The sequence below is a fragment of the Streptomyces sp. NPDC048420 genome (assembly GCF_040651535.1).
GTDB lineage: Bacteria > Actinomycetota > Actinomycetes > Streptomycetales > Streptomycetaceae > Streptomyces.
The window spans coordinates 1-13645 of sequence record NZ_JBEZKG010000064.1 but is presented as its reverse complement, the minus strand read 5'-3'; the positions used below and the strand labels follow the sequence as shown (position 1 = coordinate 13645).

The 13645-nt window shown below is 68.0% G+C and carries 17 protein-coding genes; 13 read left to right on the top strand and 4 right to left on the bottom strand.

Features of this window, described 5'->3' with window-relative positions:
- Positions 1 to 161: SDR family oxidoreductase (locus AB0D34_RS46950; protein WP_362674298.1), on the bottom strand; the 161-nt coding region annotated here is incomplete at its 3' end.
- Positions 162 to 367: 206 nt separating this feature from the next.
- Between AB0D34_RS46950 and AB0D34_RS46945 the strand changes: the two genes are divergently transcribed.
- Positions 368 to 1321, top strand: coding sequence for a superoxide dismutase (locus AB0D34_RS46945; RefSeq protein WP_362674296.1), 954 nt, complete (start codon positions 368 to 370; stop codon positions 1319 to 1321).
- Between the two features lie 116 nt (positions 1322 to 1437).
- Here AB0D34_RS46945 and AB0D34_RS46940 read toward each other — a convergent pair whose 3' ends face one another.
- The gene (locus AB0D34_RS46940; RefSeq protein WP_362674294.1) at positions 1438 to 1932 is read right to left on the bottom strand and encodes a MarR family winged helix-turn-helix transcriptional regulator; all 495 of its coding nucleotides are present in this window, start codon (positions 1930 to 1932) and stop codon (positions 1438 to 1440) included.
- A 77-nt stretch (positions 1933 to 2009) separates the two neighbouring features.
- Entirely contained in the window at positions 2010 to 3236 is a 1227-nt protein-coding gene (locus AB0D34_RS46935) for an acyl-CoA dehydrogenase family protein (protein ID WP_362674293.1), read from the bottom strand.
- 63 nt (positions 3237 to 3299) lie between these two features.
- Between AB0D34_RS46935 and AB0D34_RS46930 the strand changes: the two genes are divergently transcribed.
- Both AB0D34_RS46930 and AB0D34_RS46925 read left to right on the top strand, forming a co-directional pair.
- Positions 3300 to 4127, top strand: a complete 828-nt coding sequence (locus AB0D34_RS46930) for an NAD(P)-dependent oxidoreductase (RefSeq protein WP_362674291.1) — start codon at positions 3300 to 3302, stop codon at positions 4125 to 4127.
- A 101-nt stretch (positions 4128 to 4228) separates the two neighbouring features.
- Positions 4229 to 4939, top strand: coding sequence for a flavin reductase family protein (locus AB0D34_RS46925; RefSeq protein WP_362674289.1), 711 nt, complete (start codon positions 4229 to 4231; stop codon positions 4937 to 4939).
- Here AB0D34_RS46925 and AB0D34_RS46920 read toward each other — a convergent pair.
- Positions 4932 to 5363, bottom strand: coding sequence for a hypothetical protein (locus AB0D34_RS46920; protein ID WP_362674288.1), 432 nt, complete (start codon positions 5361 to 5363; stop codon positions 4932 to 4934). The genes AB0D34_RS46925 and AB0D34_RS46920 overlap by 8 nt on opposite strands.
- Positions 5364 to 5564: 201 nt before the next feature.
- Between AB0D34_RS46920 and AB0D34_RS46915 the strand changes: the two genes are divergently transcribed.
- The 10 genes from AB0D34_RS46915 to AB0D34_RS46870 all read left to right on the top strand — a co-directional run bounded on the left by AB0D34_RS46915 (position 5565) and on the right by AB0D34_RS46870 (position 12920).
- Positions 5565 to 5798, top strand: coding sequence for a hypothetical protein (locus tag AB0D34_RS46915; protein ID WP_362674286.1), 234 nt, complete (start codon positions 5565 to 5567; stop codon positions 5796 to 5798).
- A gap of 486 nt (positions 5799 to 6284) precedes the next feature.
- Entirely contained in the window at positions 6285 to 6773 is a 489-nt protein-coding gene (locus tag AB0D34_RS46910) for a hypothetical protein (protein ID WP_362674284.1), read from the top strand.
- Positions 6766 to 7671: a dienelactone hydrolase family protein gene (locus tag AB0D34_RS46905; protein WP_362674282.1), complete on the top strand. Its 906-nt coding sequence runs from the start codon at positions 6766 to 6768 to the stop codon at positions 7669 to 7671. The genes AB0D34_RS46910 and AB0D34_RS46905 overlap by 8 nt, the downstream gene beginning before the upstream one ends.
- The gene (locus tag AB0D34_RS46900; protein ID WP_362674280.1) at positions 7668 to 8495 is read left to right on the top strand and encodes an alpha/beta hydrolase; all 828 of its coding nucleotides are present in this window, start codon (positions 7668 to 7670) and stop codon (positions 8493 to 8495) included. The genes AB0D34_RS46905 and AB0D34_RS46900 overlap by 4 nt, the downstream gene beginning before the upstream one ends.
- Positions 8496 to 8572: 77 nt before the next feature.
- Complete coding sequence (locus tag AB0D34_RS46895) at positions 8573 to 8782, top strand: hypothetical protein (protein ID WP_362674278.1); 210 nt, start codon at positions 8573 to 8575, stop codon at positions 8780 to 8782.
- A gap of 16 nt (positions 8783 to 8798) precedes the next feature.
- Positions 8799 to 9101: a hypothetical protein gene (locus tag AB0D34_RS46890; protein WP_362674276.1), complete on the top strand. Its 303-nt coding sequence runs from the start codon at positions 8799 to 8801 to the stop codon at positions 9099 to 9101.
- A 123-nt stretch (positions 9102 to 9224) separates the two neighbouring features.
- Positions 9225 to 9905, top strand: a complete 681-nt coding sequence (locus AB0D34_RS46885) for an LLM class flavin-dependent oxidoreductase (RefSeq protein ID WP_362674274.1) — start codon at positions 9225 to 9227, stop codon at positions 9903 to 9905.
- Between the two features lie 389 nt (positions 9906 to 10294).
- The gene (locus AB0D34_RS46880) at positions 10295 to 10894 is read left to right on the top strand and encodes a hypothetical protein (protein ID WP_362674272.1); all 600 of its coding nucleotides are present in this window, start codon (positions 10295 to 10297) and stop codon (positions 10892 to 10894) included.
- Positions 10895 to 11227: 333 nt separating this feature from the next.
- Positions 11228 to 12601: a hypothetical protein gene (locus tag AB0D34_RS46875; protein WP_362674270.1), complete on the top strand. Its 1374-nt coding sequence runs from the start codon at positions 11228 to 11230 to the stop codon at positions 12599 to 12601.
- A gap of 79 nt (positions 12602 to 12680) precedes the next feature.
- Entirely contained in the window at positions 12681 to 12920 is a 240-nt protein-coding gene (locus AB0D34_RS46870; protein WP_362674268.1) for a hypothetical protein, read from the top strand.
- The last annotated feature ends 725 nt before the right edge of the window (positions 12921 to 13645 follow it).

The following is a 13645-nucleotide window of genomic DNA, read 5'->3' as shown; positions in this document are numbered from 1 at the left end:
AGCCGGTCGTAGCTGTCCTCGGTGTGGTCCTCGAACGGCCGCCAGTCCGAGACGCCGGCGTTCAGGAACGCCACGTCCAGCTTTCCGAAGTGCTCACTCACCTGCTTGGCCAGGGCGCGCTGCGCGTCGAGATCGCGTGCGTCGGCCTGCACGACGGGCACCTTGTCCCCGAGGCCCCCACGGGCTCGGCCCGGTCCACCGGTATTGACAGGGGATCGACAGCGGACACGGACCGTTCACGGGAACGCACTGGAAGGGCAGTCCGTTGTCAGCAACGGAAGTGCCACCACAACCGTCAACTACCAACTGAATCAGCCGAGTTGACCGTTTCGATCGCATCCCCACTCTTCACGGAGGCACGAAACCCATGACCCGGAACCACCCCCAGCCTTCCCGCCGCACCTTCCTCGGCGGCACTGCCCTCGCCACCGTCGGCCTGGCGACGGCCGGCGTCGGCACCGCGTCCGCCGAAACCGGGACCGCGAAGGCCACCTGGCCCACCGAGTTCCCGCTCCCCGACGGCTGGCTCCCCGAGGGCATCACCATCGGCAAGGCCCCGTACGCCTACATGGGTTCGCGCGCCAACGGCGGCATCTACCGCACCGACCTGCGTACCGGCGAGGGCAAGGTCCTCCATGCGGGCGCAACCGGCCTGGCCTCCATCGGGCTCAAGCTGGACTCCGACGGCCTCCTCTACGTCAGCGGCGGCGCGGGCGGCACCGCGAAGATCATCGACTCCCGCACCGGCCGGCTCCTCACCACCCACCAACTGACGCAGAACACCGCACCGTTCATCAACGACGTCGTCCTGCACAAGGACCGTGCCTGGTTCACCGACTCCCGCGACGCGGTCCTCTACGGCGTCCCGCGCGGCCGGAGCGGAGCCGTCCACGCCCTGCCGCTGGGCGGCGAGTGGGCGCAGCAGCCGGCCGGCGTCAACAGTGCCAACGGCCTCGTCGCCACCCCTGACGGCCGCGGCCTGATCGTCGTCAACGCGGGCCGGCTGTACAACGTGAACCTGAACACGGGGCACGCCACGAAGATCGAGCTGAGCGGAGGGGAGAACGTCACCAACGGCGACGGCTTGGTTCGCATCGGCCGCACCCTCTACGTCGTACAGAACCGCCTGAACCTCATCAGCGTGTGGGACCTCGACGCCAAGGCCGCCACGGCCACCCTGCGCAGCACGATCACCGACCCGCGCTTCGACGTCCCCACCACGGCCGCCCGCTACGGCAACCGCCTGTACCTCGTCAACGCCCGCTTTACGTCGCCCCAGACCCCGGAGACGACGTTCACGGGCGTAGCCGTCTCTCTCTGACACGCAGGTGGGTGCAGGCCGGCCTGTACGGCGGCGGAGATCACCTCCGCCGGGATCGGTGCGGTGGCAGCCCTGGGTCACCGCGGGCGGGCCGACGTCGTAGTGCCTCCGTCGGCTTAAGACCTTTTCGCGCTGTTCTGCTCGCGGACCGCGTCGAACATGGCGGTGAGAGCGGGACTCTCGGCGAGGCTGCTCAGCAGGGTGTGAAGCGAGTGCCGTTCAGTGCTGCCCAGGTCGGCGAGGGTTTCGCTGTCGAGACCGACGAGTGTGCGGTTGAGGTCGGCAAGGACCTTGCGTCCGTCCTCGGTGATATCGACGGCGTACCGCCGCCGGTCCTGCGGATCGCGTGTCCGCTCGGCGTATCCGGCCCGCTCCAGGTCGTCAAGGCTCGTCACCATCGTTGCCGGGTCGATGCGCAGGAACGAGCCGAGCGCCAGCTGCGGCATGGCCCCGTTGTCGGCCAAGGCCTGCAAGACGCTGTAGTGGCGCACTCGCAGGCCGGTACCGCCGATGCCCTCTTCGGCGAGCCTGAACGCCACCTGCCCGAGCTTGACCAGCAGGCAGATGGTGTGTTCGGCCACTGTCCCCGGGACCAGCGGAGCCTCGGACATCGTTTATCCCACCCATGGTTAGCCCTACGTATCGTCTGGGTCCATCGTACGAGAAGCCAGGGGGGTGCGCGGGGCCGTCAGCCGACGATGGTCCGGCCGAAGATCTGCCGGGCGATGACCCACTTCTGGATCTCGTTGGTGCCCTCGTAGATCTCGCCGATCTTGCTGTCCCGGTAGATCGCCTCGACGGGGCCGGGACTGCCGTCGGCACCCAGTTCGCGTGCGAAGCCGAGGCCTCCGAAAGCCTGGACGGCGTCGCGCGCCATGTCCACCGACAGTTTGGTGGCGTAGTACTTCGCCATCGCGGCCTCGGGTTCCGGGGACGGGTTGCCGGCGTCCAGGCGCAGGGCGGCCTTGGTGACGAGGGTGCGGGCGTTGTCGATCTCGGTGGCCCGCTCGGCGAGCAGGAACTGCCAGTGCTGGTTGGCGGCCACCGGCTTGCCGAAGGCGTGTCGCGTAGACAGGTGGGCCACGGTGTGGTCGAAGGCGGCCTGTGCCATGCCGACCCCGGCGGCCGCGATGCCGATCCGGCCGTAGGTGAGGGTGGTCAGTGCGTGGCGCAGTCCGTGTCCCTCGGTGCCGCCGAGGAGGTCGTCGTCCGACAGGTGTACGTCCGTGAAGCGGATGTCCGCGGTGAGCTGGCCGCGGTTGCCCATCTTGCGGTCGGCGAGACCGACTTCCACGCCCGGGAGTGCTGTGTCGACGATGAACATGCTCAGCCGCTCGCCGGTGCGGGCGAGAATCACCACGAAGGCGGCCACGGGCGAGTTGGAGATCCACCGCTTGTGGCCGTTCAGCACCCACCCGGTCTCGGTGCGTACGGCCTCGGTCTGAACGGCCTGCGGAGACAGGTCGCTGGAGGCGTCCGGCTCGGTGGTGGCGAACGCGCCGACCACCGAGCCCTCCGCGACCTTGGGCAGCCAGCGCTGCTGCTGCTCCTCGGTGCCCTGCCGCAGGGCGTTGCCCGCCAGGATGCAGTGCACGTCGAAGACGGCCGCGACGCTGCTGGAGTAGTAGGCCAGTTCCTCGATCGCCGCGGCCGTGGCGGTCGCCGGGTGGGTCAGACCGTCGCCGCCGACCTCGTCGGGGAAGGGGATCCGGAAGACCCCCGCCGATGCGAGCGCGTCGAACACCTGCCGGGGGAAGCCGTCCGTGCGCTCGTCGCCGTTCGCGATCACCGCGGCGTGCGGAGCCACTTCTTGCTCCGCGATCCGGCGTACGGCGGCGCGAACGGACTGGGTCTCTTTGGGGGCGAGGAGCTCGTGGTAGAGCCGGTCGCTCTGGCGTGCGGGAGTGGAAGTCATACGCGGACGATATCATTCGCACCACGTATGATTAGTTCACCAATCGATTTTGGAGGTTCGACCATGACACGAACGCTGGCCGACAAGACCGTCCTGATGTCGGGAGGCAGCCGCGGCATCGGGCTCGCCATCGCCCTGCGCGCGGCCCGCGACGGTGCGAACGTGGTGATGCTCGCCAAGACCGCCGTACCGCACCCGAAGCTCGAAGGCACGGTCCACACCGCGGTCGACGAGGTCGAGCGCGCGGGCGGCAAGGGGCTGGCCGTCGTCGGTGACGTCCGCAACGAGGACGACGTACGCACCGCCGTCAACGCCGCGGTCAGTGCCTTCGGTGGCATCGACATCGTGGTGAACAACGCCAGCGCGATCGACCTGTCGTCGTCGGAGCAGCTGGAGATGAAGCGGTACGACCTGATGCAGAACATCAACACGCGTGGCACGTTCCTGCTGAGCAAGGCCGCGATCCCGCATCTGCGGGAGGCGGACAACCCGCACATCCTCACCCTCTCGCCGCCGTTGAACCTCGCGCCGCACTGGGTGGGAAAGCACCTCGGTTACACGCTGTCGAAGTACGGGATGAGCCTGTGCACCATCGGGCTCGCGGAGGAGCTCGCCGCCGACGGCATCGCCGCGAACTCGTTGTGGCCTCGGACCCTGATCGACACGGCCGCGGTACGCAACGTGGTCGGTGGAGCCGGGCAGGCCCGCAGTCCGCAGATCATGGCTGACGCCGCGTACGCCGTCCTCACGCGTGACGCGCGCAAGTGCACGGCCAACCTGTTCATCGATGACGAGGTCCTGTCGGACGAAGGCGTCACCGACCTGTCCGTCTACCGCCCTGCCGGCTTCCAGGGTGATCTCGCGCTCGACATATTCGTCGATCCGGCCTGATCCCTCTTTGTGCTATACGTTTCATATAGTTGCTGCTAGCGTTTCCGATGATGACGGAGAGGGTCGCTCAAAGGGCCGGGTGCTGCTGAAGGGATCATTGAATGCACATCGACGCCGAGAACCTCACGGCCGCAGCCGCGTACAAGTTGCTGATCGGCAGTGTGATTCCGCGACCCATCGCATGGGTCAGCACGCTGTCGGCCGACGGAGTCGGAAACCTGGCGCCGATCTCGTTCTTCACCGTGGTCGGCCGCAAGCCTCCTATGGTCTCGTTGTCCATCCAGCCCCGGTCCGACGGCGTCACGCTCAAGGACAGCTTCGTGAACATGCGTGACACCGGCGAATTCGTCACCCACCTGGCCACCCTGCCGCAGGCACTTCCGCTGCATCTCAGCGCGCGCGAGTTCGAGCCCGACGAGGACGAGTTCGACATGGTGGGGCTGAAGAAGGTGCCCAGTTCCGTCGTGAAGCCACCCCGTATCGAAGGCGCCCCGATCGCGTTCGAGTGCGTGGTGGAAATGATCGTGCCCTCGCCGGACGGGCTCAACCACCTCGTGGTGGGGCGGGTCGCGCAGTTCTTCATCCGCGATGACCTCTACCTTCCGGGCGGGCGGATCGACACCGGGGCGATCGCTCCGATCGGCCGCCTGGCCGCCGAGTACACGGTGGTGGACAACGCGTTCGTCCCGCCGCTGGACAACGAGACCCTTCAGCGTTTCGACGGTCGGCGGATGGAACGGCTCGACAAGCGGTCCGACGACTACTCGATGATCGAAACGGGGGAGTGGTCGCCGTCGGGTTCCATCATGTGAGGCCCGCAAGACGGTCATGACCGATCGGCTCCGCCGCCGTGTACGGGCACAGGGCCATGAACTGCCCGACGGCCCGGCGATCTTCGCCCCTCCATATCGCGGAACACGCCGGTGCGACGGTCCTGCCGATGACCATGGTGGACGCGGTACGCCCCCGGCCGGACGGGTCGTTCGCCGTGGACGTCCACCGGACCGGGAGTCGCTCACGCCGGTTCCGGCGGCGCCTGCCGGCGACCCAGGTCGTCCTGGCCGCCGGCACGTGGGGGACGCGGCGCTTGTTGCCCCGGATGCGGGATGACGGCGTACTGCCGGAGCTCTCGCCGCGGTGGGGGGAGCTGCCCCGCACCAACTCCGAGGCGATCCTCGCCGTCAGCCGCTCCGCGGTCGCCGCGGAACTCGACTTCACCCACGGCGTGTCGGTCACCTCGTCGACCCACCCGGACGACGACACGCACATCCAGGCGGTGTGCTCCGGCAGGGGAAGCAACGCGACGGGCCGGCGAGCGGTCGATGCTGCTGCCGGTCATGCAGAGTCTGGACAACTCGATCACGACGTACACCAGGCGCGGGCTGTTCGGGCGCCGCAGAGTCACCTCGAACCAGGGGCACGGCGCGCCGAACCCGAGTGCTGGCCCTGCGCGCGGAGTGCGAGGCAGGCCTCCGCGCGATCGTCGAGGCGGGTGTCAAGGAGGGGTGCTTCACGGTCGCCTCCCCCCGGCTGGTCTCCTGTGCCGTCCTCGACCTCGGCATGGGGGTCGCGGCCTGGTACCGCGAGGACGGCGCACTCGCCGAGGACGCGATCGTCTGGCAGTACGGCGACTTGGCCCTGCGCCTCGCGGGTGTGAAGTCGGAGGGCTGACCCCCGACATCCGCTGCGGCCTTGCGGGATGCGCGAAACGTCGCGAGTCGCAAGGCAGGGCGCCGGCCGTCAGACACACCCGCATTCCTTGGTACGTGAACCATGCCTGCCGGGCTCCCTACACATTGCTATACATTTCTTATAGTCACTGCTAGCGTTCCTGGCCATGACGAAGGAGTCACACCGTGGACCGCCTTCCGGGCCCGCTGGAGCCACCCGCCGGTCTCCGCAACGGCCGGCGGCCGTCAGGGAGTTGGCCGGCACGGTCGATCACCGGGCTGGTCCACGGTGTGTCCCGAGTCGGCACGCAGATCGCTGACGCTGAAGATCCCGTTCCGGGCCCGCCGCGCAGCTCATGCGAGCCCACCCGAGCCGGGGCGCGGGCCCTCGCCGGACCTTGAACGGCGCGCGTGTCGAGGTCTTCCCCTGCCGACCGCGAACCGACCGGCTGCTGAAGTGCTTCCTTTCCGAAAGGGATCCGCCCACATGCCTGACAATGCAACCGCGGCCACTCGTGCCGAGGTGACGGATTGGTTCTTCCACGACTACCTGCCGCGCTGGGTCGCCGTGGCCGCGGGCACGTCCGACGAGGGGCCCGAGTTCGTTCTCGACTACTGGGGCACCCCGTTGCACATCACAGCGCTGGAGCAGTCGTTCTGGTGCCTCGACGACGCGAGCGTGCTCGCCTTCCTGGAGATGAACCAGGCGCCGCTGCGGGAGGCGGGATACAGCCACACCGTGGTGCCCGATCAGCGGGTGTTCGTCTACAACACCGTCGGTGCCGCGATCGAGGTGATCTGGTCGCGGCGCCGTGCCGACGAGAGCGAGATCGAGCGTTGGGCGGTGCAGTTCAGCGTGGCGAGGTCCGAGAAGGGCTGGCGCGTGGTCGGCATTCACTCGGTGGCCACGGACAAGGACACGCTCGCCGACATCTGGTCCACCGGACCGGTCCTGGAAGAGGCGAACCATGGCTGAGAAGGTCTATCCGCCGCTGGTCATGCCCGAGGGCGTGGGCCGGCAGAAGGTCACGGTGTGGAGCGACGGCATCGCACTCGACGCGGACGTGTACCGGCCGACGAACCTCGCCCCCGACGCCGCCCTCCCCGCCGTCGTGCTGTCCCACGGCTGGGGCGGCAGCAAACTCACCGCGGAACGCTACGCGGCCCTGTTCGCCTCCGCCGGCATGATCACCCTGACCTTCACGCAGGGCAGCTGGTACGACTCGGGATCCCCGCTGCAACTGATCGGCGACGCCCCCGATCTCGACGACGGCAACGAGGCGCGCGCCGACGTGCGGTTCATCCGCGACCTCGTGGACCCGTTCGCCTGGGCGGCGAACCTGCGCGCGGCCCTGGACTACATCGAAGGCGAGCCGGGCGTCGACCCCGCTCGCATCGGACTGTGGGGCACCAGCCTCGGCGGAGGCATCGCCGTGTACCAGGCCGCCAACAACCCCCGGGTGAAGGCGCTGGCCGTGCAGGTGGCCGCCATCGCCCCACTGGGCGGCCCCGTCGCGCAGCTCGCCCGCAAGCGCGCGATCGACACCGCCCGCGGCGACGCGGACCCGGTTCCCCAGGGCGTCGATCCGTGGCCGGGCATGGAGGGAACTCCGCACCTGGCGAAACTGTCGCACTTCAGCCCGCTCGCCCAGGTGGAGCGGCTGCGGATCCCGACCCTGATCATCGACGCCGGCGAGGAGGAGATGTACCCCGTCGCCGACAACGGGGCCCGCGCTGCGGAGATCATCAAGAACACTCCCGGCGGTGTCGTCGACTACCAGGTCATCCCCGGCATCGACCACTACGGCATCTACTTCGACGGCTACGAGCTCGGCAGCCGGGCCGCCCTGGACTGGTGGAAGCGGCACCTGTGACAACACCCCAAACGCTCACCGTGCTCACCACCCTGGGCCCGCTCCACGTGCAGGACGGCGGCCCCGCCGACGGCCCCGTGGCATTCCTGTGGCCGAGCCTCTTCAGCGACGGCGCCACCAGTTGGGGCGCACAGCTGGACGGCCTGCACGCGCTGGGGTGGCGGACGCTGCTGGTCGACCCCCCGGGTACCGCCGCCAGCGCGCCGGCCTGGCGGCGGTTCACCATGGAGGAGTGCGGTGAGGCCGCGCTGCGGGTGCTCGACGACGCCGGCGTCGACCGAGCGGTCTTCCTCGGGCTGTCGTGGGGCGGCTTCGTGGCGCTGCGGGTCGCGCTCGCCGCGCCGGACCGGGTGCGGGCGCTGGTCCTGTCCAACACCAGCGCCCGAGGTGTGGGCTTGGTTGAACGCCTCCGGGTCGGCATGATGTGCCTGCTCATCCGCGTCGGCGTTCCGGGTGGCCTGGGTCGGCTGGTCGCCGCCGCGATGCTCAGCGACCACTCCCGCCGCCACGACGCCGGCTTCGCCTCACGGTTCGCCGCAACGGTCAACAGCCTCGACCCCCGGGGACTGGCCCGTGCCGTGCGGTCGGTGCTGGCCGACCGCACCGACGTGGTCGATGTCCTGCACCGGATCACCGCCCCCACCCTGGTGATCGCCGGCGCCGAGGACAAGGCGCTGCCGCGGGCCCCCCACTCCGACGAACTGGCCGAACGCATCGTCGGCGCCCGACTCGAGGTGCTGCCGCGCGTCGGCCACCTGGCTCCCCGTGAGCAGCCCGCCGAGGTGGCGAAGCTGATCAAGGAATTCCTCGCACCGCTGGGATAGCGCCCCCAGCTCCAACTCCCGCGTCTGCCCGCCCTCGTACGGCACCTCGCCGCACGGCACCGAAAGGAACACCACGCATGGCTGAGCTGACCTATGACGTGTACGTCTGTGACGGGGTGCAGCGCGCCCGTCGCGAACGGCTGCCCGACGGCGGTCCGATCGTGTCGTCTCCGCTGGCCTCCACGCTGATCGTCGGGGAGCGGGATGCGGTGCTGGTGGACCCGCCGTTCACCCGGGAGCAGACGCAGGCGGTCGGTCTACAACGGCGTGCACCAGATGCTTCTTGAGACGCCGGGTGGCGGAATGGAGTCGTGGCTGGCCGCCCTCGACGTCCTGGACTCCCTGGGCCCCCGCTTCGTCGTGGCCGGCCACAAGAACCGTGACCTGCCCGATGACCCGGCGATCATCGACGAGACCCGCCAGTACCTGCGCGACGCGCAGCGGCTGCTCGCCGAGAAGCCCACCCCGCAGCAGTTCTTCGACGAGATCACCGCCCGCTATCCCGACCGGCTCAACATCGGCCCCGTCTGGTACGGCGCGCACGGCCTCCTCGGAGTTCCCATGCCTGAGGCGACCGAGGGCGACCCCGGCCAGGCGAACGAGTAGGGGCGCCTCAGTGACACAGCCCAGGATCGAAACATCCGACATACGTGTGCAGGCAGAGATACGGCCTGGCCCTGAGCAGGTGGCCGTCAGCAGCGTCGGCAACGGCACCTCGGGGCGGCAGTCATGACCACCTCCTCTTCCTCTTCCGCCACCCACGGCCGCAGTGCCGCGGGCCTGGACGTATCGGCGTCGTTCGCGACCACGTTGGACACACCGGAGCACATCCGGATCGCCGAGGAACTCGGCTTCAGGCGTGCGTGGCTGTACGACACACCGCAGCAGAGCCCCGACGTGTGGATGGTTCTGGCGCTGGCCGCCGAGCGCACCCACCGCATCGGGCTCGGACCGGGTGTCCTCGTACCGGCGCTGCGGCACCCGATGGTCAACGCCGGAGGGGCCGCGGCTCTCGAGCGCCTGGCCCCCGGGCGGGTCGCGGTGGCGTTCGGGACCGGGTACACGGGCCGCCGGGCGATGGGCCAACAGCCCGTCTCATGGGCGTACATGACCCGCTACGTCACGGCCTTCCGCGCGCTCCTCAGGGGTGAGACGGTCGAGTGGGAGGGCAGCCCGATGCGCATGCTGCACACCCCCGAACACCCGCGGGGCACGCCCGACACCATCCCGGTCTACATCGCGGCGATCGGCCCGAAGGGCACGGCGATCGCCGAGTCACTCGGGGACGGTGTCTTCCTCATGGGAATCCCCGGTGTCTCCGAAGAGGTGACCAAGAAGTTCGAGAACGTCGTCTACGGCACCGCCGGGTCCGTGCTCGGCGACGGCGAGGACCTCAGTAGGTGTTTCTGATCCCTGGCCGTGAGCTGCGCATACCTGGATGATCTGGGGTGTGAGGGCTGGCGGGACGGCTAGGCGGTACTGCCGGGAATGTGGTGATCCGCTGCCGCAGACGATGGCGGCGGAGGCGGTGTTCTGCTCGGGTCGGTGCAGGTCACGGCGGTGGCGGAGGCTTCAGCGGACCCGGCAGCGGCTGGCTGCGATGCAGCGGGGAGAGCAGGCGGAGTGCCCGGTGTGCGGGCGGTACTCATCACCCTCATGACTAGGCGCATCACCCGGAAGAAGCCCGCCACCGGCTGGTCGAAGAAGCCGGATCTGTCAGCCTGAACCGCGAGGCGTCGGCAGACCGCGTCGGTCCATTCGCGAAGTGCTTCCCCCAGCGCTCTGAAAGACTGCACAGCATGATCTTGGTTGTCGAGGGTCCGAGCGCGGCCGGAAAGTCAACTCATTGCGCCCAATTTGCATCCAGGCAGGTCGTCACTGAGCTGCCGGGCGGCATGCCCTCTGCGGACTGGTCCCTGGATGAGACGAGCGTGTTCTGGACCGAGCGCAACGTGACCCGCTGGACACACGCCTGTGAACTCGAGGCCGAGCACGAGTTAGCCGTCTGCGACACCGACCCCTTGAAGCTGCATTACAGCTGGTGCTTGGCACGCGCCGGGCTCGCATCGGCCGATGCCTTCGAATCTCAGCTACCCCTCGCGCGGAACGCGATCGAGACGCGGCGCCTGGGTCTCGCCGATCTGATCACCTGCCAGATCCCTTCCCCTGACACCCTGCGCCGTCAGAAGGAGCACGACACCACACGCAGCCGCAGAAATTTCGACGTCAACGCCCACCTGGCTGGCCCACTACGCGAGTGGTACCAAGCGCTCGACGATACAGACCCAGGCCGGGTGATGTGGAAATGGAGCACCGAGCCATCTCTGATACGACGGCAACGGTATGACCGTGATTTGTTCGATGCCTGGATGAAGCGACTGCCTGCCCTATCTGCATGATCCGCGCTGCGGAAGCACAGGACCCTCTGTGTGATCTCCCTCCAGGGAACAAAAACAGGCACTCAGATCCCGGCGCCGGTGTTGAGCGACGTACTGGGCATATCTATCACCTGTGCGGTGGCCTGGTCCCACGACGCTGGCAACACAAGGCTCGGCTATGCAGCGGACTTCGAACGTCGGGAATTCCGCAAGTCCGAACAGCCGCAGTTTCCAGTACGCCCAGGGAAAGTGATGTCACACCCATCATGACAGGTCAGAGCTCGTTTTCGTAGGAGGAACGGCACAGGTGAGGAGCCTTGTTCGGCCCTCTCTGGGGCACCCAGAATCTCCGTCATGAATCACTCGGGGAAAGTCGATCAGGACGACATTGTGCGAGCGCGGAATGTGCTGCTCGCATCGGGGCGCCGCACGCCGCGCGAGGAGGTCGACGCCTACCGGGTGCTCGCCCAGGTCAGCCCCGCCTCATACCTGCCGCTCTTGGCCAGGGCGCTGCAACGTCTGAGTTACGACACCAGCTCCGGCAAGAAGCACGCGTCCTGCCTCGCACTGCGCGAGGAGGCGGTGGCCGTGGCGCGGTCCATCGATCAGGCCGAACCTGCCCGTGCGGATGTTCTGTACGAGGCCCTCAACACGTGCCAGAGAGAGCTGTACGACCTGGGGCGACGCGCCGAAGGGCTGGCCATGCGCGCCGAGATGCTCGCCATTGGGCGTGCGCAGGCCGAACTGTCCGAAGACTCCGTGGTCAAAGGACTGCATGAATGGGCTGCCGGTCTTTCCGAGGAAGGCCGGCATGCCGAGGCTGCCGATGCCATGACCGAGCTGGTCGCAGCGATCCTGCCCGATGGGCCCGCCAGCGGGGGTCTCGCCTGGACACTTCTGGAGTGGATCGCCGCTCTCCATGACGCTGGCCGGTCCGGCGAAGCACTCGCCGCGTTCGAGACGCTCGTCAGTATGGAAGCGGCCGAAGCCGCGAATGACCGCGGTCCGATGGCCTGCCATCTCTACTCCCTCATCGGGTACGCGCAGATGCTTGACACCCCCGGCCGAAGAGGGCAAGCGGCCCTCGTGCGGCAAGAGGCACTCGCTTTGCTGACGGAGCTGGCCGACACCGGTGAGCGGAAGTCCTGGAGTGGCTACCAGGCGTCGTTCTGGGCGGTGCTGCTGACCTTCTCCGGTGCCGAAAGCGATCGGCCTGCACTCGATGGACCGCGTCCGCCTTCGGGGGCGGCGCCCATGCAGTGGTCACCCGATGCCAAGCGGCGCTACTTCGACAGCCGTCACGCCCTCCGTGAAGAGGTGGACACCCTTGCTGCGCGAGCCACCGAGGATCCGGACCAGCATCTGGCCGAACTGGTCCGGCTGCATCGGGTCCTCACCGTCCGCTCCGCCGTTTACTGGGAGAACCGTACCCATCTGTTCGCGGAGCGAGTGCGCTCCCTGTTCGATGACGGAGTGGGTCTGGCCCGTCGGCTGTCTCAGCACGATCCGACAGACGGAACGCGAACACTGGCCAGGATCCTGATCGACCGATCGACCTTCCACACCGCCGCCCACGAGTTCGGGGCCGCCCTCGACGACTTCCGCCAAGCCCTGAGCTACCTGGGGGAGGCGAACCAACCCGAGCCGGCCGACGTCCGCCCCAGGACTCGTACACACGAGCCGCTCCGCCAGACCGAGGAAGATCGGCGATTCCGCAACTTCCAATAGCCCGGATTACCAGTATGGGGGATCGTCGTGTCGAGGGGCATCGCGTTGTCCAGGCGGAACGGCGTCATGCGGATTCTCCATGCAGAGCAACGGGTCCCGTTGCGGGGGCGGGTTCTGCCCAGCAGCGGCGTGCGTGCTGGGTGGCCTGTTCGACGGCAGCGTCACGGTGCTGCTCGCGACCGTGGCCGCAGCCCAGGCACTGCCACGGATGCAGAGGGGTGTGGCCTCGGGCGGAGCTCTCCAGGACGACGCGGGGGCCGGGCCGTTGCGGGCGGGGCGGGCCGATCCGGCGGCGCGGTCGGGGGATGAGCACGAGTGATCTCCTCCAGCAGGTCGTGGACGCACCGCGCACCGCCGACCTTCTGGTCGCAACCAACCGTCAGCGGATGTCACCCAGTAGCGATCGGGGGCACCTTTCGCTTCTTAAACACCCAGCTGAGCCAGATTTCCTCTTTGGTGACCGTGCTGTCCTTGTGCTTGATCCAGTAAGTGCGGCACCTCTTCTGTTCGATGGTGACAGGTTGCCACTCAGGGTCAGGTTTTCCCCTGTTCGTCGCCACGGCGAAGGTCACGTGCACCTCTGGGGGGGGGGACCACGTCATGCTCAGCGAGGAATGCTGCGGGATCTGCCAGGGCGCGTTCCCGCATCTTGTTGCTGGCGCCGTCCACGAGGGAAGAGAGCGCCGCCATTACGCCCGGATTCCCGCTCAGGCGCTCAGCCTTTTCAACCCAGGCGTCGATCTCACGCTCTTCTGCAGTGACCACAGGTCGTCTCTCCTCACGGGTCTTCCCGCACGGCAGGAAATGAGCTCATACGTGCGAGAAACGCCTCCCACCAGGGGCTATACCCCACACCTCCACCCGCATCGATTCACACCACGAACTTACTCATCCACACGGACGGCGGAGAGCACGTTAGTTCGTGCACAAGGTTCAAAAACAGGTTCTCAGAGGTCGTTTTCATCTCAATTACGGTGATAGCTCCGCTATTGCACCCGCCGATGAACTGGTGCGGGAGGGGGCGTCGGGGTGGTCTTGCTTCCT

What these genes read in the sequence shown, in the direction of transcription:
- AB0D34_RS46945 (WP_362674296.1), top strand. Translation starts at nt 368, where the DNA reads ATGACCCGGAACCACCCCCAGCCTTCCCGCCGCACCTTCCTCGGCGGC.
- AB0D34_RS46940 (WP_362674294.1), bottom strand. Translation starts at nt 1,932, where the DNA reads ATGTCCGAGGCTCCGCTGGTCCCGGGGACAGTGGCCGAACACACCATC.
- AB0D34_RS46935 (WP_362674293.1), bottom strand. Translation starts at nt 3,236, where the DNA reads ATGACTTCCACTCCCGCACGCCAGAGCGACCGGCTCTACCACGAGCTC.
- AB0D34_RS46930 (WP_362674291.1), top strand. Translation starts at nt 3,300, where the DNA reads ATGACACGAACGCTGGCCGACAAGACCGTCCTGATGTCGGGAGGCAGC.
- AB0D34_RS46925 (WP_362674289.1), top strand. Translation starts at nt 4,229, where the DNA reads ATGCACATCGACGCCGAGAACCTCACGGCCGCAGCCGCGTACAAGTTG.
- AB0D34_RS46910 (WP_362674284.1), top strand. Translation starts at nt 6,285, where the DNA reads ATGCCTGACAATGCAACCGCGGCCACTCGTGCCGAGGTGACGGATTGG.
- AB0D34_RS46905 (WP_362674282.1), top strand. Translation starts at nt 6,766, where the DNA reads ATGGCTGAGAAGGTCTATCCGCCGCTGGTCATGCCCGAGGGCGTGGGC.
- AB0D34_RS46895 (WP_362674278.1), top strand. Translation starts at nt 8,573, where the DNA reads ATGGCTGAGCTGACCTATGACGTGTACGTCTGTGACGGGGTGCAGCGC.
- AB0D34_RS46890 (WP_362674276.1), top strand. Translation starts at nt 8,799, where the DNA reads ATGGAGTCGTGGCTGGCCGCCCTCGACGTCCTGGACTCCCTGGGCCCC.
- AB0D34_RS46885 (WP_362674274.1), top strand. Translation starts at nt 9,225, where the DNA reads ATGACCACCTCCTCTTCCTCTTCCGCCACCCACGGCCGCAGTGCCGCG.
- AB0D34_RS46880 (WP_362674272.1), top strand. Translation starts at nt 10,295, where the DNA reads ATGATCTTGGTTGTCGAGGGTCCGAGCGCGGCCGGAAAGTCAACTCAT.
- AB0D34_RS46875 (WP_362674270.1), top strand. Translation starts at nt 11,228, where the DNA reads ATGAATCACTCGGGGAAAGTCGATCAGGACGACATTGTGCGAGCGCGG.
- AB0D34_RS46870 (WP_362674268.1), top strand. Translation starts at nt 12,681, where the DNA reads ATGCAGAGCAACGGGTCCCGTTGCGGGGGCGGGTTCTGCCCAGCAGCG.